General features: G+C 43.3%; 15 protein-coding genes and 1 tRNA gene. 10 read left to right on the top strand and 6 right to left on the bottom strand.

Features of this window, described 5'->3' with window-relative positions; all coding sequences use genetic code 11:
- The first annotated feature begins 32 nt into the window (after positions 1-32).
- Positions 33-110 (top strand) — tRNA-Pro (locus tag E3E28_RS05550).
- Positions 111-1,126: 1,016 nt separating this feature from the next.
- Complete coding sequence (locus E3E28_RS05545; protein WP_167914360.1) at positions 1,127-1,858, top strand: helix-turn-helix domain-containing protein; 732 nt, start codon at positions 1,127-1,129, stop codon at positions 1,856-1,858.
- Here the strand turns inward: E3E28_RS05545 and E3E28_RS05540 are convergent.
- A complete protein-coding gene (locus E3E28_RS05540) occupies positions 1,855-2,637 on the bottom strand; it encodes a 4-phosphopantoate--beta-alanine ligase (protein WP_167915234.1) in 783 nt (260 codons plus the stop codon). The two genes, E3E28_RS05545 and E3E28_RS05540, sit on opposite strands and share 4 nt — an antisense overlap.
- Before the next feature lie 188 nt (positions 2,638-2,825).
- On the opposite strand from E3E28_RS05540, the gene E3E28_RS05535 reads away from it, so the two are divergent.
- Both E3E28_RS05535 and gltA read left to right on the top strand, forming a co-directional pair.
- A complete protein-coding gene (locus tag E3E28_RS05535; RefSeq protein ID WP_167914359.1) occupies positions 2,826-3,677 on the top strand; it encodes a sulfide/dihydroorotate dehydrogenase-like FAD/NAD-binding protein in 852 nt (283 codons plus the stop codon).
- Positions 3,678-5,093: an NADPH-dependent glutamate synthase gene (gene gltA, locus E3E28_RS05530; RefSeq protein ID WP_167914358.1), complete on the top strand. Its 1,416-nt coding sequence runs from the start codon at positions 3,678-3,680 to the stop codon at positions 5,091-5,093.
- A gap of 7 nt (positions 5,094-5,100) precedes the next feature.
- Here the strand turns inward: gltA and E3E28_RS05525 are convergent, their stop codons facing one another.
- Complete coding sequence (locus E3E28_RS05525) at positions 5,101-5,565, bottom strand: hypothetical protein (protein WP_167914357.1); 465 nt, start codon at positions 5,563-5,565, stop codon at positions 5,101-5,103.
- Between the two features lie 48 nt (positions 5,566-5,613).
- On the opposite strand from E3E28_RS05525, the gene E3E28_RS05520 reads away from it, so the two are divergent.
- The 5 genes from E3E28_RS05520 to E3E28_RS05500 all read left to right on the top strand — a co-directional run bounded on the left by E3E28_RS05520 (position 5,614) and on the right by E3E28_RS05500 (position 10,923).
- Positions 5,614-5,895 (top strand): hypothetical protein, encoded by a 282-nt coding sequence (locus E3E28_RS05520; RefSeq protein WP_167914356.1) that lies wholly within the window; start codon positions 5,614-5,616, stop codon positions 5,893-5,895.
- Positions 5,861-7,126 (top strand): site-specific integrase, encoded by a 1,266-nt coding sequence (locus tag E3E28_RS05515; RefSeq protein WP_167914355.1) that lies wholly within the window; start codon positions 5,861-5,863, stop codon positions 7,124-7,126. Before E3E28_RS05520 ends, E3E28_RS05515 begins: the two co-directional genes overlap by 35 nt.
- Before the next feature lie 638 nt (positions 7,127-7,764).
- On the top strand, positions 7,765-8,817 hold the full coding sequence (locus E3E28_RS11285) for a helix-turn-helix domain-containing protein (protein WP_167914354.1): 1,053 nt from the start codon (positions 7,765-7,767) through the stop codon (positions 8,815-8,817).
- A gap of 893 nt (positions 8,818-9,710) precedes the next feature.
- Positions 9,711-10,136, top strand: coding sequence for a hypothetical protein (locus E3E28_RS05505; protein ID WP_167914353.1), 426 nt, complete (start codon positions 9,711-9,713; stop codon positions 10,134-10,136).
- Between the two features lie 235 nt (positions 10,137-10,371).
- Positions 10,372-10,923 carry a hypothetical protein gene (locus E3E28_RS05500; protein WP_167914352.1) on the top strand — a complete coding sequence of 184 codons (552 nt, stop codon included), beginning with the start codon at positions 10,372-10,374 and terminating at the stop codon, positions 10,921-10,923.
- Positions 10,924-11,031: 108 nt separating this feature from the next.
- Here E3E28_RS05500 and E3E28_RS05495 read toward each other — a convergent pair whose 3' ends face one another.
- From E3E28_RS05495 to E3E28_RS05480, 4 genes are read right to left on the bottom strand one after another with little or no spacing between them, the layout of a single operon-like run.
- Positions 11,032-12,360 (bottom strand): hypothetical protein, encoded by a 1,329-nt coding sequence (locus E3E28_RS05495; protein ID WP_167914351.1) that lies wholly within the window; start codon positions 12,358-12,360, stop codon positions 11,032-11,034.
- A gap of 19 nt (positions 12,361-12,379) precedes the next feature.
- Positions 12,380-13,543: an McrB family protein gene (locus E3E28_RS05490; protein WP_167914350.1), complete on the bottom strand. Its 1,164-nt coding sequence runs from the start codon at positions 13,541-13,543 to the stop codon at positions 12,380-12,382.
- Positions 13,537-14,964 carry a restriction endonuclease subunit S gene (locus E3E28_RS05485; RefSeq protein WP_167914349.1) on the bottom strand — a complete coding sequence of 476 codons (1,428 nt, stop codon included), beginning with the start codon at positions 14,962-14,964 and terminating at the stop codon, positions 13,537-13,539. The genes E3E28_RS05490 and E3E28_RS05485 overlap by 7 nt, the downstream gene beginning before the upstream one ends.
- Positions 14,965-14,978: 14 nt before the next feature.
- Complete coding sequence (locus E3E28_RS05480; protein ID WP_167914348.1) at positions 14,979-17,483, bottom strand: N-6 DNA methylase; 2,505 nt, start codon at positions 17,481-17,483, stop codon at positions 14,979-14,981.
- A 655-nt stretch (positions 17,484-18,138) separates the two neighbouring features.
- Between E3E28_RS05480 and E3E28_RS05475 the strand changes: the two genes are divergently transcribed.
- Positions 18,139-19,632 carry an ATP-binding protein gene (locus tag E3E28_RS05475; RefSeq protein ID WP_167915233.1) on the top strand — a complete coding sequence of 498 codons (1,494 nt, stop codon included), beginning with the start codon at positions 18,139-18,141 and terminating at the stop codon, positions 19,630-19,632.
- Positions 19,633-19,637 lie beyond the last annotated feature (5 nt).

Here is a 19,637-nt window from a genome sequence, read left to right as displayed (position 1 = left end):
ATAAGCACTGCGAAGTCCTTAAGAGCGGGCATGGGGCCGTGGGGTAGCTTGGTCTATCCTTCCGGCTTCGGGAGCCGGAGACCCGAGTTCAAATCTCGGCGGCCCCACCACAACAGCCCTTTCTGACGAAAGCGCTGGCGGAGAAACTTTTCTGGTGAAAAGTTTCATCAAAGCTGGCATGCTTTTTAAAATAGTTCATTTTCGGGTGGGTTTGCCCCCAAACTCGCCTTTCTCGAGCGTGTTTCTCCTATTAGCGCCCTTCGGGCGCGTTTCAAGCTAAACACTATTCCCAAGAGCCATTATTAAAGCAAACCCAAAAACTAACGAGTCACTTGAAGGGGCATGCACTCTATCTTTATCCTCTTGTGAGGGTTTGACCCTTTTGGTCAAGCTTTTACCAAAAGCTTGGTTGGGGAGAGTTTCACCCTGAGAAGGCGCCCGAAGGACGCCAAAAATGTGTTGAAACTGTTTCACTGAGCTCCTTTAATGTTAAACTCGCTTTAAATTTCCTAATTCGAGAGTGCACGACTGACTTTTGCCCCGTTGGTGAGAAGAGTAATCTTTTAGTCAAGCTTTGTTAAAGCTTGTTCGCCTGCGCGACGTCGAGCTTTGCTCGACGCAAGGGACGAAAGTCCCGCAGAGTTTGACAAGGTTCGTGATTCTTCTCCAAAAATGCAATTCTAAGAAGTTTGCACTCTCAAGTGCCAGTACTCTCAAAGAATTCTCTTCAAAAGGAGCTATTAGGAGGGTTTCTCCAGAAAAGCGCTCCTCCGGAGCGCAAGAAAAAAGCAAACCCACGCGAGAAAACTTCCGAAATCGATGAATTCACAGCCTACAAAAGTCGTTAAAAGCGCAAATACTCCAAAAGAAACCCTTGATGGAAGAATCACGAACTTTGATGAAACTTTGCAAAGACAAAGTTTCCTTGGTGAAACTTTTTCCAAAAGCTTCTTCGCCAGCGTTTCTTAAAGGCTGTGCAAAAGCTTCAGCGCTGGAAAGCGCGATTTTGCAAGTGAGATGGCGCCGATGGCGAGCAGAACTGGAGTACCGGGCATATCCACCAAAACCAGAATAGGGTTTCAGCAATTGCCGAAAGGCTTATAATCTATTACGAGTAGTAACGTGCATGCTGGAGAAAGAGAAGGAAGCGCTCGCTAAGAGGATTGCAGGGGAGATAACGCTCTCCTCTGACCCCGGAAAAACAATGCGAAAATGGCGCGAAATCTTTGGAATCAGCCAGACAGAGCTTGCCGAGTACCTTGGCGTCTCTTCCTCAGTCATAAGCGATTACGAGGGCGGAAGGAGAAAGAGTCCCGGCGCCTCAACGATAAGAAAGTTCGTGGAAGCCCTTCTCGAAATCGACGAGAGGCGCGGTGGCAACGTCATAAGAGCATTCAGCAAGACCATCGAAGGGGAGCTCCCCACGAGTGCGATACTCGACATAAGGGAGTTCGCGGTTCCGGTGAAGATTTCGGACGTCGTCGAGGCCGTCCGTGGTGAGGTCGTGGCGAACCCGCACCTCCTCGACAGGCGCATCTACGGTTACACCGTCGTTGACAGCATAAGGGCAATCCTTGAGATGAGCAGTGAGGAGTTCCTCAAGCTCTACGGCTGGACTACCGAGAGGGCCCTCGTTTTCACGAAGGTGACCACCGGGAGAAGCCCCATGATAGCAGTCCGCGTCCAGGGGTTGAAGCCGGCAGTCATAGTCCTTCACGGGGTCAAGAGGCTCGATGAACTGGCCGTCAAGCTGGCCGAGCGCGAAAGGGTTCCCCTCGTGGTTTCCAAGGCCTCAAGCGAGTCGGAGCTCATAGCCAACCTGAGAAAGCTTGTTGAAAAAACGGAGAAGGAACTTTAAAGCTCCTTCCTCCTCCAGATTCCTTCTTCGGCGAGCTCGGTTAGCCTGTCCCTTATGTGCACCAGAACGTCGCTCAGCGTTTTCCCGTTGTCGTAGGATTCAACAATTCTCTCAAGCTCTTCCCTCGGGAGGTCCTTCATCTCCTTCGCCAGCTCTATCATCCTCGGATAAGCTCTGACGATGTTATCGACTATCGTCACGTCCGCCATCCTTGCACTTCTCGAGAGGGGGTTCAGGTCAACCGTAACCACGAACTTGCCCATCCTCACGAGCGCCTCCGTCCTGTCGCCGTCCTCGAGCGGGACGAGAACGACGTCTGCCCTCCATATGCCGTTTTCGTCGACCTTTCCGCGCTCGTGCTCAAGGCCTGGAATCCTCTTCGTCGGGTTTATTCCGAGTATCTCCATTTCCGGGTCATACTTCCGGAGCTCCCTCTCTATGGCCCTAACGCGCTCCTCCGTCCTGTAGAAGAGGTTTATCTCGAGCTTCGCGTTGAGGGCCTTCGCCAGCTCAATCGTCTCCTTCGGAACGAGCGCCGCAACGTTGCCGTTCACCGAGATTACGGGCCACTCCGCGAGCAGGAACTTGGCAACCGCCACCCTCATCGCCCTTTCCGCAGGCTCTATCGTCTTCTCCCCGATGAGGTAGTCAAAAGCCTCTCCTCGCCCGTGGGCGATTAGACCTGCTTTGGCAGTCATTCCCTTCTCCATACCCTCAATGATTTTCTCGCGGTAGTAAAGGCTCCAGTAGCGTGGATGGCTCTTGGGAATCTTCACCATTCCAACCACCGGGGGCCTTTCTCCCGAACCCTAATAAACCTGTCCCAACCCGCCCCACAGAAAAAGCCGGCTCGTCCCTCCTTTTGGCCTGAAAAGGGTTCTAAACCTTTGGTTCAAGAAAACCGTATAAACCCTTGGTTCAGAACGTTTGGTGAACAAAAGTGTTCCCGTGAACGGGGGTGTTCATCTTGGGGTACAGGATTACCGCGAAGGAGGACCTGAGTCCGATAGATTATTTCGTCGAAGTGGAGGCCCCGCACGTGGCCAAGGCCTGGAAACCGGGCCAGTTCGTGGTGTTCATCCTCCACGAGAGGGGCGAAAGGGTTCCGATGTCCGTCTACAAGGCGGAGGACGGAAAGGTTGGGATGTTCATAAGGAAGCTCGGAAAGACAAGCCTTCAGCTCTACCATGAGTACAAGCCCGGAGACGAACTCTGGAGCTTTGTTGGGCCCCTGGGAAAGCCGATTAAGGTCAAGAACTACGGCAGGGTGGCCTTTGTTTCAGATGCGGTCTGCGGTCAGGCCGAGAACTACGCGACGCTCAAGGCGATGCGCGAGGCCGGTAACTACACGATTTCCGTCCAGACATTCGAGGACAGGGAGAACGTTTACCCGATGCGCTTCCTCGCGAGGGAAGTAGCGGACGAGTACTACCTTACGACCCTCGACGGTTCCGTCGGAATAAAGGGCCACTACCTCGACGTCGTGAAGGAGCTCATCGAGAAGGACAAGGTCGACATTATCTTCGCCGGCGGAAAGCTCGGTTCGCTCGCCAAGCTCGCGGAGCTCACGAGGCCCTACGGAATTCCAACATACGCAACGGTGAGGCAGATTATGGTGGACGGAACCGGCATGTGCGGTTCGTGCAGGGTCCTCTACGACGGGGAAGTAAAGTTCGCCTGCAGGGACGGGCCGGTCTTCGACGCCCACAAGATTGACTGGGAGGACGCGATTAGGAGGAACGCGGAGCGCTTTGCAGAGCAGGAGAGGCTCGCCAAGGAGCGCTACCTCGAGTACCTCCGCGCCAAGGGGGTGATTTGAATGCCGAAGCTCATCAAGGAGAGGGTTCCAACCCCTGAGAGGCCCATTGAGGAGAGGGTTAAGGACTTCGGTGAGGTTAACCTCGGTTACACCTTCGAGCTTGCCGTTAAGGAAGCCGAGCGCTGTCTTCAGTGTCCCGAGAACTACGCGCCCTGTATAAAGGGCTGTCCGGTCCACATCAACATTCCTGCCTTCATAGCCAAGATTAAGGAGGGCGACATCAAGGGTGCCCTGAGGATAATCTGGAACGACAACACGCTCCCGGCCATAACAGGCCGTGTCTGCCCGCAGGAGGACCAGTGTGAGGGTGCATGTGTCGTCGGAAAAGTGGGCCAGGCGGTAAACATCGGAAAGCTTGAGCGCTTCGTTGCCGACTACGCGAGGAAGCACGGCATAGAGGAGGAGCTCCTCTGCGAGTTCGAGGAGAAGTGCACCGGGGAGCTTGGAAAGGTGGCCGTCGTGGGAGCTGGTCCAGCGGGTCTGACCTGCGCCGGCGAGCTCGCGAAGATGGGCTACAAGGTGACCGTCTTCGAGGCCCTCCACAAGCCCGGTGGAGTCCTCATCTACGGAATCCCAGAGTTCAGGCTTCCGAAGGAGATACTCGACCACGAGCTGGCCAAGCTCAAGCGCCTTGGAGTCAAGATAAAGACGGACCACGTCGTTGGAAAGACGGTCACCCTTGAAGAGCTTCTCCAGGAGTACGACGCCGTCTTCATAGGAACCGGCGCAGGAACGCCGAAGCTCCTCAACATCCCTGGAATCCTGCTCGACAGGATTTACTCGGCCAACGAGTTCCTCACGAGGATTAACCTGATGAAGGCCTATGAGTTCCCCGAGTACGACACGCCGATAGCCGTCGGGAAGAGGGTAATCGTCATCGGCGCCGGAAACACTGCAATGGACGCAGCGCGCTCCGCACTGAGGCTTGGTTGCGACGTGACGATAGCCTACAGGCGTGGCGAGGAGGACGTGACGGCGAGGATTGAGGAAGTCGAGCACGCGAAGGAGGAGGGCGTGAAGTTCCTCTACTTCGTCCAGCCGGTTGAGTTCATCGGCGACGAGAAGGGCAAGGTCAAAGCTGTAAAGTTCGAGAAGATGGAGCCGTTGGAGGAGAGGGACTCAAGGGGGAAGAGGAAGATACGGCCGACCGGCGAGTACGTCACCGTCGAGGCCGACACCGTCATAATAGCAATCGGCCTTGAGCCCAACAAGATTATCAGCGAGGAAGCCGGGATAAAGACCAACCGCAACGGGACGCTCGTCGTCGATGAAAACCTCATGACGAGCGTTCCCGGAGTCTTCGCCGGTGGAGACGCGATAAGGGGAGAGGCAACGGTTATTCTCGCGATGGGCGACGGAAAGAAAGCCGCGAAGGCGATAGACGAGTATATCAGGGCAAAGAAGGCCAGCGCATGACTTGCCTTCACCATTCCCTTTTTCTTGAGCCGAAGAACAGGCCCTTTCTCAGGTAGTCCATGAACTCGCTGTTGAGAAAAGTCTTTGTGAACTCAAGGGTCTCCTCCGGCGAGAGCCATTCGACGTCCTCAGGGACCCCTTCGACCCAGAGGTAAACGAGCTCGTTCTCCTTCCTCGCTATGAGCAGGGTGAAGATTTTAATACCGAGTTCCTGCGCGAGCTTGACTTCCCTCCCGACGAGGGAAGTGAACTTCCCCAGGGGAGCCACTGCGACGAGGTACTCGGCTTCCTTGATTCTATTGCTCGTGTCCCTAATGCCGTACTTCGAGGGCACGAGGATGTTGTTGGAGTTCAGCTTTTCCTCGATAATCTCAACGATTGCCCTCTCGGTTCGGGTGTGGTAGAGGAAGGTGGGCTCCGTCAGGTAAACGAAGGGCCCGTAGGTTTTCTTCCTCCTCAAAAAGCCCAGCATTGGACCACCTCGGGTGGGGATAATGTCATCATCTCGACATCAGGAGGGATGACACTCCTCATCGGTAGTAACATGCAAACAACATCCAAATTAAATTCTACCTGTAATTCAAGGGCCCCAGTTTATAAACTTAACGCAAACAACATAATTACAGAATTACATAATCTTTCGGTTTACGAAAGAAAAGATATTATATATAGCATGCAAAGAAAAATTACCAGAAACGTTCTAGATATTACTACTACAATCGTTGCTAAAGTTTATAAAATCTTTGACACACACATTGGAACGGTGATTGAGAATGAGCGGTGGCGTGAGGAGAAAAAGTAACAACATGTTCCGAATGAGCGACCTCGCGACTAGACTCGGAATCAAGAACGTCAAGTCGAACGTCAACACAATTATAGCACGCAATGAAATCACAATCTCAGTCGAAGACATCGCTGAGTTCATCGAACGCAATGAAAGAAAGTTCGAGGCGGGCGCTCTCGCAGAGAGCACGATACAGAACATCAGACTCGCAATAAAGAAGTTCGTGAGCTATCTACTTGAAACTCAGGGAGACAAGGACGAGTATGTGATAAATGCTGACATACTCGATGACTTCTTCTTGACACTCGCGAAGAAACAATACAGCAAGAGCACAATCGAGAAGTGTGTTGTTTATACAAAAATGCTATTCGACAGAATCGCGAAGAAACGCGGAGTAACAATCGATTATGAATTCAAATTAAGAAGTATTTACGGCGGTAAGGGGCTCAAATGGCGCGCGAATAATTACAGAAGTCCTGTCAGAGAGAAGGCGACTCCGCTGGACGTTCAGCGCGCAATCGATAGAGTTTATCATCGCTACAACTCGACCGAAGAAACAAAAGACAGGCTCATCACTGCGATTTTAGTGTTGGCATATACAGGAGCTCGGGGCTCTGAAATCTCGCGCGTGAAAGTGCAAAACATCGATTTCAAGAACAACTTCATCGAATTTTACAGAGATAAACTCGTCACAGATAAAGTCACAATATTCCCGCTCCACCCCATATTAGCCAGTTGGCTGAGGTATTATATCAAGAAATACAATTTAAAGAAGAGCGACTCGCTCGTGAGAATGCGCAATGTCGATAAAATGTTTAAAAAGTACGTGCAGTTGAAACTGCGTCCCGTTCGCGCAATGAACGCCACATTTCTCGTTCTCGCGCAGAACAGAGAATACTTGTTGGGTCACGCGGACGAGAGGTCATACGCGATAACAGTGAACAACTATCTGCTAAAAGAGCAGAAAGAGACGTATTACGATTTTATCGCGCCCACTGTGCCCGATTTTGTCAAAGAGACTCTGACCGAGCTCAAACAATCAGCAATTGAGAAGATACAAGAGATGAACTACTATTCCTTCGAGAAGATGTTGCAAATCGACTATTTCGCGCACTACCCCGTGATAGCCTATAACATATATAGAAGTGAAGTTTGGGACATTTTTGAAAAGTATTACACAAATTTACCATTTAAACCTTTCAGTACAATCAGTACTATGGTGACAACAAATGACGCCGCTCAGGGCTGAAAATAAAGTTGTACGCAAAATAGTGTTGCACAAGTCAGACAACCGCGCAATGATTTACCTCCCTCTCGATTTTATTCGCGAATTTGAACCCGATAGACTCGTTATTGTCGAAAAGAGGCGAGGAGGTGAACTTGTCATCAAGAAGTTGAGCGTATAAAAAAGTTGTGAAAAGGTGATGCACTGTGTGTGCACAGACTGTATCGCGCCCCGGGGTTAGTGTGTACTCTGATGATTTAAATACTTTTCGCGCAGATGAGTTTAGCGTTACTGTGTACTATCATCAAAATCAATTAGTGTTAGTGTTTGATTCAGATTTTGTTTTTAACGAGTTTAGCGCATTGTTTTATTTCTTGTATAATTATTTTGTGCTAGGTAAGGTGACGGGGAAGTCGGAAAATGTTAATTTCGGCGATTGGGAGTATGCGGGTGAGATGAAAGTTAAGAAGAACAAAGAGAGCGTGTTTGTTTTTGTTAATCGTAAGTACTCGATAATGATGTTTCGTTATAGTCTGAACAAAGATAAACCCGTCATAATAAGATTTCTCGACACTGATTTTGCCACTGGCAAAAGGAAAAGTATAGAGAACAATGTTATCACGATTTCTAAAGTGTATACAACTCAAAAAACAGTGATAACTGTGAACTGGGCGGGCAAGTTTGAGCGTGCGTTTGAGTTGTTGCAGATTTTGCACGATATGATTCTTGAATATAAGAAGAGAGATATTGATTTTTCAATCGCGAAAATCAGACCTGTGAGAACCGAACTGTTTGTGAGATATAACAGAAGATATGAAAAAAGAGTTTGCGAAGTTCTTGATTTAGTTTACAGGCGCTGGGGTTACGAGAGGCTGATTTGGGACAGGAAGAGTAAGAAGAACGCGCGTGATGACGTTAAGTATTTGTATCGCGTTCATTTAGTTTTGAATAAGACTAAAATCCACATAAAGACATATAGAAGAAAGAATTTCAAAGAAGATTCGAGTGATTTTTGGGACGACCCTAAACTTGAGATTTCTGTATACTTCGGTGAAACTGACACTTTAGAGGAGGTTAGGCAGAAGACTGAGCTGGGTAAGTCTCTTCTTGCTAGTGTTGTATATCTTGCTAAAATTTCTGATGCACTAATTTATGAAGATACTTATGCAACATCACTCGCGTACGCGACTGATGCTATTGTCAAATCTCTCTTTGTGACTTCTGTTGAGTTGAAAGAGATGTATTCTGACCTTATTCGTGATGAGCTCGATGAATATCTGCTAGATTACCTCACACAGTCATCAATAAATACTGATGACACAAAGTACATTGCAGAATTGTTTAACACAACATCGAGAACAGTGAGAAGAAGACTTGAGAAGTTCATCAGGGCAGGGATTGTTGAACAATACAGGATTCGTAAAACATACTTTTGGGTTTTGCGTGTTGGTGAGCTCGATTTCAAAGATGAGATTGATATTGATTATGTTAAACAGCGCATTCTTGAGGAGTTCAATTACGAGATTGATGATACTAGTGCGAGGATACTCCACTACATTGATAGGGGGCACGTGACTACTACACAACTTTCTCGCGTTCTGAAACTGAGCAGAAGAACTGTACAGCGTTATTTGAGTGCTCTTGTGGTCGCTGGCATTGTTAGCGCGGAACGCAAGGGAAAGGTTGTGAAGTACTCCTTGAATTTTGAGTTGTGATTCACCTTGTCTAGTCTTTTATTGGCAATAGCAATAATATGAGTATTCGCGACATTGATGCAGTATCTAACACCCATGAAAAAAGTGCCTCTCTAATCTCTTTTTTACCCGAAAAAAGGATTTCACGCACGCCTGCCCCGATGCACACACATGTACATGTCCGGCAACCCATGTTACTAACCATGAATCGGACCTTTCATTGTTTTTCTGGTCCCTTGATTCTGCTCTGTTTCTTGAATAAAGTCTTCTCGTACCTGCTATTTTTCATCTATTTGAAAAATTTTTCACTTGTCCGGAATGTCGCGAATTGAACTGAATTTTACTCCCTGATATTATACCAAGTGTATAGAATCATGTAAAGAATTTAAATCATTCATGACCCGAAATGATTTAAACCCTCTTTTCCTTTATTTTCGCGATTGCAGACACGAGAGCGGTTCTTTCAGCAGTGTGTTATAGCAAAATTTTGCTATAATTGCACATCATCGCAAAATGAATCATGAAAAATTTTCGACTCGCGAAAGTGCAGTTATAGCAAACTGTGCACCAAAGTGTTCATCGAATCTCCCTCCTTATTGCTCTATTCTTCGAATAATCCGATTTAACCACTTATAGTATCTCGATGGCATCGTGATTTAAAATTCGTTACAAATTCTTTACGAATGATTTAAAATTCTTTACATTTCTACTTTGAGAAAGTATAACGATTGTCATGCATCGTATTAGTAAAACTTAGATTTGGTGAAACTCAAAGTTACAACAGTTTTATGATTGTCGAAATGTGTTTTCTGCATGTGTCGAACCTAGAACGATTCTATTTGTACATTTTTGTGCATTCCAGTGGGTAGAACAATTTAAACCTTTCAAGATAACAAAACTCACGGTGACGGCATATGGTGTCGGGAAGTGTGAAGTTCGCGAACTTCGAGCCTGATTCAATCTCGAGGTTTGTAGAGGAGAATGGGGTTGATGCACTCGAAGAAATGCTGTCTTTTGCGTCAAACCTCGCTAGCAGGGGATACAATGTCATTGTCGAACTCGATAAGGACGGTGATGGTGTAGTTTATGTCACTGAAGTTGCTAGAGCGAAGAGTGATGATGCAATCTTGACAGAGTTTTTCAGTGTTGTTCGTGACTTTTTCAGTGTCATGCTCAATCGTGATGTCAGCATTTTTGAAATCGAGCTCGCAGAGAAGGCGCTCGAAGGCGAGGATTATTGCGAGTATAGGCAATATGTGTTCTATCACTCAAACTGTGACAGAAGAGTCTTCGTGAAAATATTCAACAACGGCACTGTCGAGGTTTTCACTGAGTTTTGACTTTCTTCTTTTAATTAACTTTTATGTATATTATTATGTCTTAAAATTTTTGAGATAAGTTTTTGTTTTCGTTGGGTTTTCTGCTCTGCTGTATCTCAAAATTTTTGAGATATGACGTGATATTCCACTAACAATCAAGGTTGCACGATTAAGGTCATTTCACGCAGAGTCGCATCTAACAATTTTTGAGACATAATTTAAAACATCATAAATAAGAATGGAAATGGTGAGTATAATGGGTCAGGTAGGAATTCGACTTGTTGATAGTGAGTTTGAGTTGAAGAGCATATACGACTTTATTGAGTTGTTTATTCCACCGCAGGGGGAATATGGAAGAAATAAAGAGCGCGCTCAGATTCTTCATGACTTTGAAGTTGAGTGCGCGAAAGTTCTGCTAGAAAAACTCAGGGCGAAGGAAGTCATCTGTGACTCTGATTTTCATGAGATAATCTCTACTGCGGCCTTTAATCTTGATCTGATTTCGAGTGAGCAACTCATTCACTTACGAGCGATTTTCGAATTGAATAGGAGTAAGACATATATGAACAAACTCTTTTTTAAAAAATTGTACGATTACACTGGTATTCCAGGTAAAACATTGTACTACCACTACTCTCGCGCTGTTTCAGCACTGTTCTCTGTATACCTTGTTTCACTGCGTTTTGACAAAAATCTAAAGTGTAAAAGATTTTATCTATCGCGTCCGAGCACATTTCAAGACAAATTGCTGATTCTGGCTCGATTCTATGCGCACTGGTATGAAGAGGGCTATTCTAATGTGGAATGAACGAGAGAAGTAGTTTACAGTCTCTGTTGATTATTTGGGAGAGGCCTTCGTTCTTTGATTGCGGTTGCCTCGTGCCTTTTTCTCTCTATTAGAAAAGCTAAACAAACATCACTCTGAGAGCACTTTGTGTATTTCATTTTTTAAGGTTTCTTCGAATCTCTTGGATGATAGAAGACTTAATCTTAATATCTTAATGTTTATCTTTAGACCCTCATGGAGAGGACTGGTGAATACCTGGGTTTCGATATGATTTTCTTCATCAAATGATGGAAGAATTAGCATTGCCTCCCTAACACCTAATCGTAGAGCATATGTTATAATCTGATATAAATCATCAGATGTTGGATTTTCCTCATATTTGGCATCCAACACAAGTTTTGGTTGAAGCGACGAATTTTCTTTATAAAAAATAATATAGTCTGGTTTTATAGTATATTTGCTATTTCGTTTATCCTCTCTCTGTTGAGAATCTGCAAATAATTTTCTAAATACCTTGTATTTGTCTTGAGATTTGAATTCATTGTTATCTACTACTATATATGGGGGCTCAATGATATCTTTCAAGATACTATCCACATATTTCTCAAATACAGTGTTCATGTTTACAGAGAATCCTCTTGTCTTGACTCTCTTTTGAGATTCAAATTCAAATTCCATAAACGACAGTATAACAAGACAGATATTTAGAATGCTATAGTAATATTCCCTACTTTTTGATATTTTTTTATGTTGGATTATATTCTCTACTTCTTTAATGTCATTTTGAATATTCCCTAAGTGAATACCCTGAAACCATTTGTATTTCTGAATCAGAGAATCCTTCAACTCTTTTGGCAATACCTCTACGAACTTATTATCATCTACACCCCCTGTTAATATTTGTTCTAAAGTGAACTTAATGACTCTATTTTCAGGAGTATCCTTCTGTAACTCAAAATGTTTACTAGCTATATCTGTTAATTGACCTTTCGCCCAGTTTTGTAAGGTTTTGTTTATTATTACCTTACCTTTAATAACACCTGTTGAATCTGTAAATTTAGGTCTCTTCAAGAAACCGAATTTTCTGATATTCTCAAGTTCCACATTGAGAGCATGCAATAAGAATGAGAATATCGTATTAGTCCGTTCTTTATCAGTTACCCCTACACTTGCAATTTTTTGGAATTCTTTAATGTTCACCTTGTATTTAGTTGCACGTGAAAGGATATAAAGAAAATTAGCTAGTGGGATTTTTGGTTCAACGACAATAACGGTATCTTCAATAGGGTAAATACCCACAAACTGTTTTGCCTTCAGTTTTACCTCAAAACCATTTCCATCAGTTCGTGGCCTGATATCTGAAAACTCAAAATATTTTCTCAGTTCCCTAGGAAAACCTTGATATATTGGGATATACTCCGGTGTCTCATCCCATTCCTTCACAATAATTTTTTTCATAATCTCTCCCCGGGCCAAGTTATTTTAGTTCTTCTAGTGGTATCTCGAGGGAGCTGGAGTATATCTCTTTAATTCTCTCATATTTTTCTTTTTCAAGTTCACCAAAATACTGCTCAAGGAGAAATGCCAGTTGGTAGTTCCATAGTTCAATTAGTGACTGTTTAATAGAGTTCTCATCTTGCCCGGAGATATCTTTAAAATATGCATGACCCAAGGGGAAATATCGCTGGATTTCAACGAAGGCCCTAGCAATTTTTTCTATATAGCCTAGCGGGACATTGTTCTTGGTAAGTATCTTCTTAAGAATATTAACATCAGGTTCTATCTTGAAAAATTTGAATCTACGAATTAATGCAATATCCAAGTCAACAACAGATTTGTCAATGGTATTCATAGTTCCAATAATGTAGACATTCTGAGGAATAACAAACAGCTCATTTGAATATAGCAATCTTACGGGTTCCTGTCTATATTCAAGAGCGGAGAATATTTCCCCGAAGACCTTTGATAAATCAGCTCTGTTTATCTCATCAATAATAAGTACAAACTTTTGGTTCGGATGTCTGTTCGCACGTTTACAGAATTCTTTAAAGAGTTTATCCTTTGGTTTAAACTCGATACTACCAGTTTTATCATTTATCTCAGGCATAAGAGCCTCGATGAAATCTTCATATGAATAAGATGAGTGAAACTGAACAAATTCTACATTCTCTTCTTTTCCCTCAGCGATAGCCAACGCTAAACCACGTGCATAGTATGTTTTACTAGTTCCAGGGGGCCCATACAATATAATTTGTTTGTAATCCTTAGACATGATTGCATTAAATAACCGTAGTAACCTTTCATCTTCCTCTACTTTTGGAATGGGTGCAACTACACGGGAGGGATTCCATGCCTGAATACATTTTTCCATTGCATTGAGGATAATATCCCAATCTGGGATTTTGTCTTTTAATGTTCTGGAATATGCAGGCAGTAATTTATCAAGAACAAATTTTAAATAATCACTCCGTATTTCTGCAGGACAATTTGGATTGTCAACAATAGCCATTACCACTTTTGGTTCAGTTTTGTATTTTTCGTATAGATCGAGTAGCACATGAGGGTCTTTAGCCCTCTGCGCAATACGGATTGCGTCTTCTACACTTGACGCTCTCTCCATTTCTTTAACCTCCTTTAACATGATTGCTCATCATCTATGTGCAGATATCTGTTGAGTGTTGCCATGGCTAGTTTCTTCAATTGTTGAGCAGTGTAAAACAACTCAAAAACTTCCCGAGTTTCTCTTGCAATTTGTTCTTCGAGCCCTTTAGGAAGACGAGGGATTAGTATCATCTCAATATCAGATGGGTATAAATGGGTCTGACCTGTAGATCCTTTTACTGATCTCTCATATTGACTCTTTCCGTAGTGAGTCCACAAGAATGCACATACATAATAAGGATCAACTTTTAACTTATCTATCTCAACAATCGTTATTTCTCCATCTGCAACGACTTTCTCTAAAGTATTGACTGAAGTCCTACCCCAAGAACCTTCACCGGTGGATGTAATGACTAATGCATCCTTAGGGACTCTAGCGCGAGGAGTATTTTTATAAAATTCTTCATTGGTTTTTTGAGTTGATTCCCAGTTAATGGGGTTGTCCTTAACATCTTTTGTTTTGATGACTGGTATTGGACCATTATCAACATAGTATGGCCGAACGCCCCTATGAATTTTTATAGACACATCTTTTAACCGAGACAGGGGGTATCCAGATTGTTTTAATGCATTTTCATATATTAAGAATTTTGGTGCAAAGTACTTTGGATCGAGCCTTTTTGCCTGTTGGCATTCCTTAAGGGTGTATGTTGTTGTAATCTTTTCCTCGGCGACTTCAGAATTTGAAAGCGGGATATACTGGTTAAATATGAGGGGGATTCCTTCTCGTTTTTCCCTGAATTCTAATATTTTATCAATAGCATCTTTCAATTTATCCCCAATTTCATCTTGAATTTTTCTTGGTGGAATCAGTACTGGCAACTTAGAAGCGTCCTCAGGATATAATCCCACACTTTGCCCCCTGACAGAATAATTGAGATAGTATCTTGCGAGTTTTGTGTTTAAATACAGAACAAGGTAGTACGGATTAACTTTCGAAGGGTCAGGTCTTACTTTTATTAAGTGCCCCAGCATTATAGCCTTTTGATTTTCTTTTATTCTGATTATTGAAGTCTTGTATCCAATGTATCCCTCAGCATGAGCATCAGCAAGTAAGAGTATGTCCCCATCGTTGAGGATTCGTGGACCTCCTTTCTCGTATACCTCATCTGTTTCGCGTGCACATTTGGAAAAATCAACAACATAATCAGAAGATAGAGCTCCAGGTTTTACTGCTATGACCTTGCCATCTACTCTTCGCGCAGTTCCTGAGGATTTATACAATGGTTCTAGTACCAATTGTCCAAGTTCTTTGATTTCCCATCCATTCTTTTTTGCTATCTCATGAATCTTTTTGATTGCCCATAGTTTTCTTGGATGCATTGAGTATGGGTCAAGACGTTTTGATGACTTGAACGTACTTATGGGGGTAATTACAGAAATTGGAGAAAGAGGTTTCATGTTCCTTACCCCCTTTAGATGTCACTTTTCTCAATTTTTATTCTCCATACTGGGCAGTGTTCCAATTTATACCATAGGCAACATTTCCTTTCCTTCTCTGTGTCATTCCTGGTAGAGTCTAACTCTGCACATAGTTTGCAACGTTCGTCTCCTGTCATTTCAGCATCCGAGCATATTGCTGGGTCACACATTCTTCCAAGGCCAAGGTATAGTCTCCAGTCACAGAGAACTTTTCCAAGGTCATTATGATCAGGGTCAGGCGGAGTTTCCTGTTTATTGAGAACATAGCCGAGGTTCTGTGGCAGTGCTCCGAAGATTTCATAATCTTCAGGAGGCTGTTTTAGTTTCTGGTAGAGTATCACTGCGGTTTTTACAGAAGTTCCTGCGGCCTTAAATGCATTATGCGGAAACTCCACTATTGCATGAATTCTTGAAAATCTATAGAGAAATCTTCTGACGTATTCGTCCTCACTGTTGGAAAGAATTCCCGTATCAATAACGGTGAACACATAACCTCCGTTTTTCACTAATCTTAAGAATTCTTCTAAAAATACAACCTGTTTGGGAAGTGCGTATCTAAACAAGAGAGGAATGTATCCGTACCCCTGGATGTATATATCTTTCATTCCCGATAACAAGTTTTTAGCATCATTTAGTTTAGTCGAGGGTATCCTAAGAAACACTCCATATATTTTGGTCTTTCTTTCACCGGATTCACGCTCAGAGGAGTATCTGTAAGTGACTTCAAATGGTATCTCATTCTCTTTCAAGAGTCTTACGACTTTCTTCTCAATGTTCTTTTTGTTAAACTCAATCCAAATTCCATTGTAGAAAAAGATTTCATGAGTTTCTTCGTTGGCGCTGTCTTTTAGGACAAGTTTGTAGTCGTACCCATATACATCTCCCACAGATACCCATTCTGTTCCCAGTTTGTCTTTTAATTTCGTAAATAGTTCTTCACTTATCCTTGTTTTGTTGCCTTCAGTAATGTAAAGAATGTTATATGCAATCTGTTTAATTAAATTGTCAGGTAGTACATTGATGGATATTCTCATGTCTTCCCCTGTAATGTAGTCCCTGCCGAGTTTCTTTGAAAGGTTTGAAACTATTTCGGATTTTCTGCCTTTTTCAGGTATGCCATATTTTCTTGCAAGGGATTTGAGGTATTTTGCTGGGAGGTCATTGAATTTTATCTTGTATCTTTTCATAATTTCTCCAATTCCAATTTCCTTTAGGCACTCTTTGTAGAATTCTATTGCATTAATACCATAGACTTTTTTAATGAGATTTTCGACTTCATCCCGAGTTAAGTCTCCTAGCCATTTCTGTGTTGCTAGTTTATATTGAGCCAATATGTATGGATTCGTAACCATTAAATCTTGACCTGAACGCCCAAAGGGAGGGTTCGTAATTATTACATCGAATCCCTGGACGACTTCTGAGTTTCGTTTTGCCCATTTGAACTTAGTTATTTCTAAGAGACTTGGGTAGTCCTTTCTTTTACTTAGTTCTTCTATTGCATCCCATCCCTCAATGTGGACCTTGTGGTGAATATGGACAAGATTGTTTAAGACGGTAAACAGAACTCTGATTTCTTCAGAGGATATGTCTATCTCATTATTTTCTGTTAATCTCTTTAGTAGCTCGAGATTTTTCTTAATATAATCAACCATCTCTTGTATGTGTTCCTGTTGTATATCTTCTAAGGATTCAAGTTTTTCGGGTAGTTCGCGCAATATTGTCTGGATAAGGTCCCAATAGACAAGATATCCATAATAATTAAGAGAGTCAGCGTTTTCTATGTTTGTCGCACCATCTCCATGGAATACCATATTCCATGTGGCCCATTTTGCAACGTCTCTACTGATATCAATTCCGAACAGATTTCTGGGATAATAATTTCCAAGATTGTTAAGTGGAATTAGATTTTCTCTCTTTAATCTATTAGCCCATTGCACCAAATATCTTGCTGAGCCACAGCAAGGATCTAGAACTGTTATTTTTGTGAAGTCAGCATTTTCTTTTTCGAGTAGAGATGCCATCATTTCAACTACCAGAAGAATTATGTTTTTTGGCGTGAAGAATCGTCCTTCCTTTTTATCGAATACTTTGCTGTGGGTTGCAAGTGTTTCAAAGAGGATACCAATGAAGTCATCCTCATGATCCATAGCCTGTAAAAATTCATCTGCCTTCAGGAGCCTCTTTTTGGCTCTCTCTAATTTGGCTGGAGGCAGTTCTTCTATATTATCAATTGATTCTCTAATTAGTTCTCCCAGTAAGGGATTCTCCTCGATATTAGAATACTTGTTAAGAAGAGATGTTAATGTCTTTTTGATTTCATTTTTGTCTAATCTTTCAAGTTCTCTTTTTAGTTCTTCTAAAGGATTTTTAGAACCGCGCATTTTTATTTCTTTGTGTTTATATAGCAAGGTCAGGACTAGAGGGAGAAGTGGTTTTGTGCCTCCAATTTCTGAATATAAGTGATCGTGAACTCTTTGTATCTCTTCTCTAAGGCTCATTTCATCAACCTCCGTACAAATTGGTTATGCAGTGTGTTTGTCTTGTGTTGTACTCATTACTAACCTGTATTAAAACCTTACTCTCAGAATATTGACCTTGATAATCGTGACACCCTCGTGCATCTAGATTGTTATCACATTGCATTTATGTCTCTACAAAAGTGTCCTAAATTATTTGCATAATTTAGTAGATACGTTTCTGATATTTTGACAATATGGTTTACATGAGTTGAAAATGAAATGTCCGTAAAATTTTTATTTTACAGAATAACGTTAGTTTAGGCGGTCTTGCAATGCTAGTGACTGTCAATCAGCGCGATTTACATGAGTGCAGAAGTGCTCGCAGAATGCTCTTTTCTTCGAGAAGAGCTAAATCCGAGCTGGTTCGCATGACACTCCTCATCGGTTCACAACTCAAATTTCCCAGCTCAAGCCTTTTTTCGGCCAAAGGAGCATTTTCAGCGGAGTGGATGTCATCGGTTAAAGTGGGCCTGTCATCCCACCCCGTGAGAGTTGTGAATGAAAGAGGGTTAATAAGCTTTTGTAAGGTGTCTCCAGTCAGCTTGCAAATTATCCCCGATGTCGCCGTGCCCGACCGAAAGTATTAAATCATAATGCATTACAATTTTATGCATAAAACTGTAAGGTGGAGGCAATGTTTGTTGATAGGAGGAGAGAGCTCCAAATATTGAAGTCGTCATATGAACTGTTGAAGAGGGGAGACAGGGTTAACATTGCAGTTATAGGGCCGAGGAGAATCGGAAAAACCGAACTTCTCCTGCAATTCAAGGAGAAAGCCCAAGGAGTCATTCCCTACTTGAACCTTCAGAGAATTGGAAGCTTAGATTCATTTATCTTTGCGTACACAAGAGAGCTCCTGTATGAACTCTCCAACACCTTAGGGATAACTGTCGAAAGAAGTGAACTCTTGAACTGGGACGACCTTCTGATTCTTTCAGCAAAGCTCGACGTTGATAAGGAAGTTAAGGCCATTAAAACGGGCACTCTTGAGACTCTGTTTGAAGCTCAGGAAGCAATCTTAGCCAACACCGGCCAGAAAGCCTTGTTTATTCTCGACGAATTCCAAGAAGTCCTCAATTTCAAAGGATTTTTGGATACAATGCGTGCCGTCACTGAAAAGCAGAAGAACATTGCATACCTCGTCTCTGGCTCCGCCGTAAGGATGATGGAAGAAATATTAGAACCGAAGAATCCTTTTTTTGGCCAGTTCCGCAGGATTTACTTAAGGGGTCTGCCAAGAGAGGATACAATAACGCTTGCAAAAACAACTTTGGAAAAGGCTGGGATTGAGTCTGCTCAGTCGGCGCTGGATTTGATATACAAGCTCACCCAGGGCCATCCATTTTACGTTCTGGCAGTGTGCAGACGTTTGATTGGAGAGGGGTTTGAAAAAGTTAGACGGAAAGAAGTCCACTACGCATTTCTCACTGAACTGCTGACCGAAAAGGGCGATATATACATGCATTTAGAGTATGTTTTTAATGAATCCCTTTCTAGAGCACACCGGGGACCAGTCCACAAGCAGATTCTCCTTATACTAGCTCAGGAGGAAGGGTTGAGGCTTTCGGACATAGCCAAACGTTTAAACAAACCCACGGGAGAGGTGTCAAACTACCTGAAGTTCCTTTTGAGAACCGACCTAATTGTAAAGCAGGGGGGGAGGTACTACTTCGCGGACAAACTTATGCGTTTCTGGCTTGCAAAGACGTATCTCGGCATTACGGAACTTGAGCTCAAGAGGGAGAAGTTTTTGGAAGAGTTAATCCAGGAGCTTGAAGAAAAATACCTTCGGGCAAAGATGGAACTTGGACTTGCAAAAGAGGCCGAGATAAGAGAGAAGATGAGGGAAATATTTGGGCTCGATTTTAAGAGCTACAGAAGGGGCAACGTTGAATTTGATGGGGTTGCGTTTGGGGACAAGATTTACGTGCTTGAGGTCAAGTGGAGGGAGAGGCCCGCAACATATAGGGATGTGGAAGCATTCCTGAAAAAAGTAAAAGATGAGTTTGGGTCAGCGGAGATGTTCTTTTTCTCAACGTCGGGGTTTACGGACAAAGCCATGAAGCTGTGCAAGGAAAAGAACATTAAAATGCTCACTCCAGATGACTTGGGGATTGGTTTAGGGTGATAACC

The organism is Thermococcus sp. 21S9 (genome assembly GCF_012027635.1).
Classification (GTDB): Archaea; Methanobacteriota_B; Thermococci; order Thermococcales; family Thermococcaceae; genus Thermococcus.
This window is presented reverse-complemented; position numbering and strand designations above follow the sequence as displayed.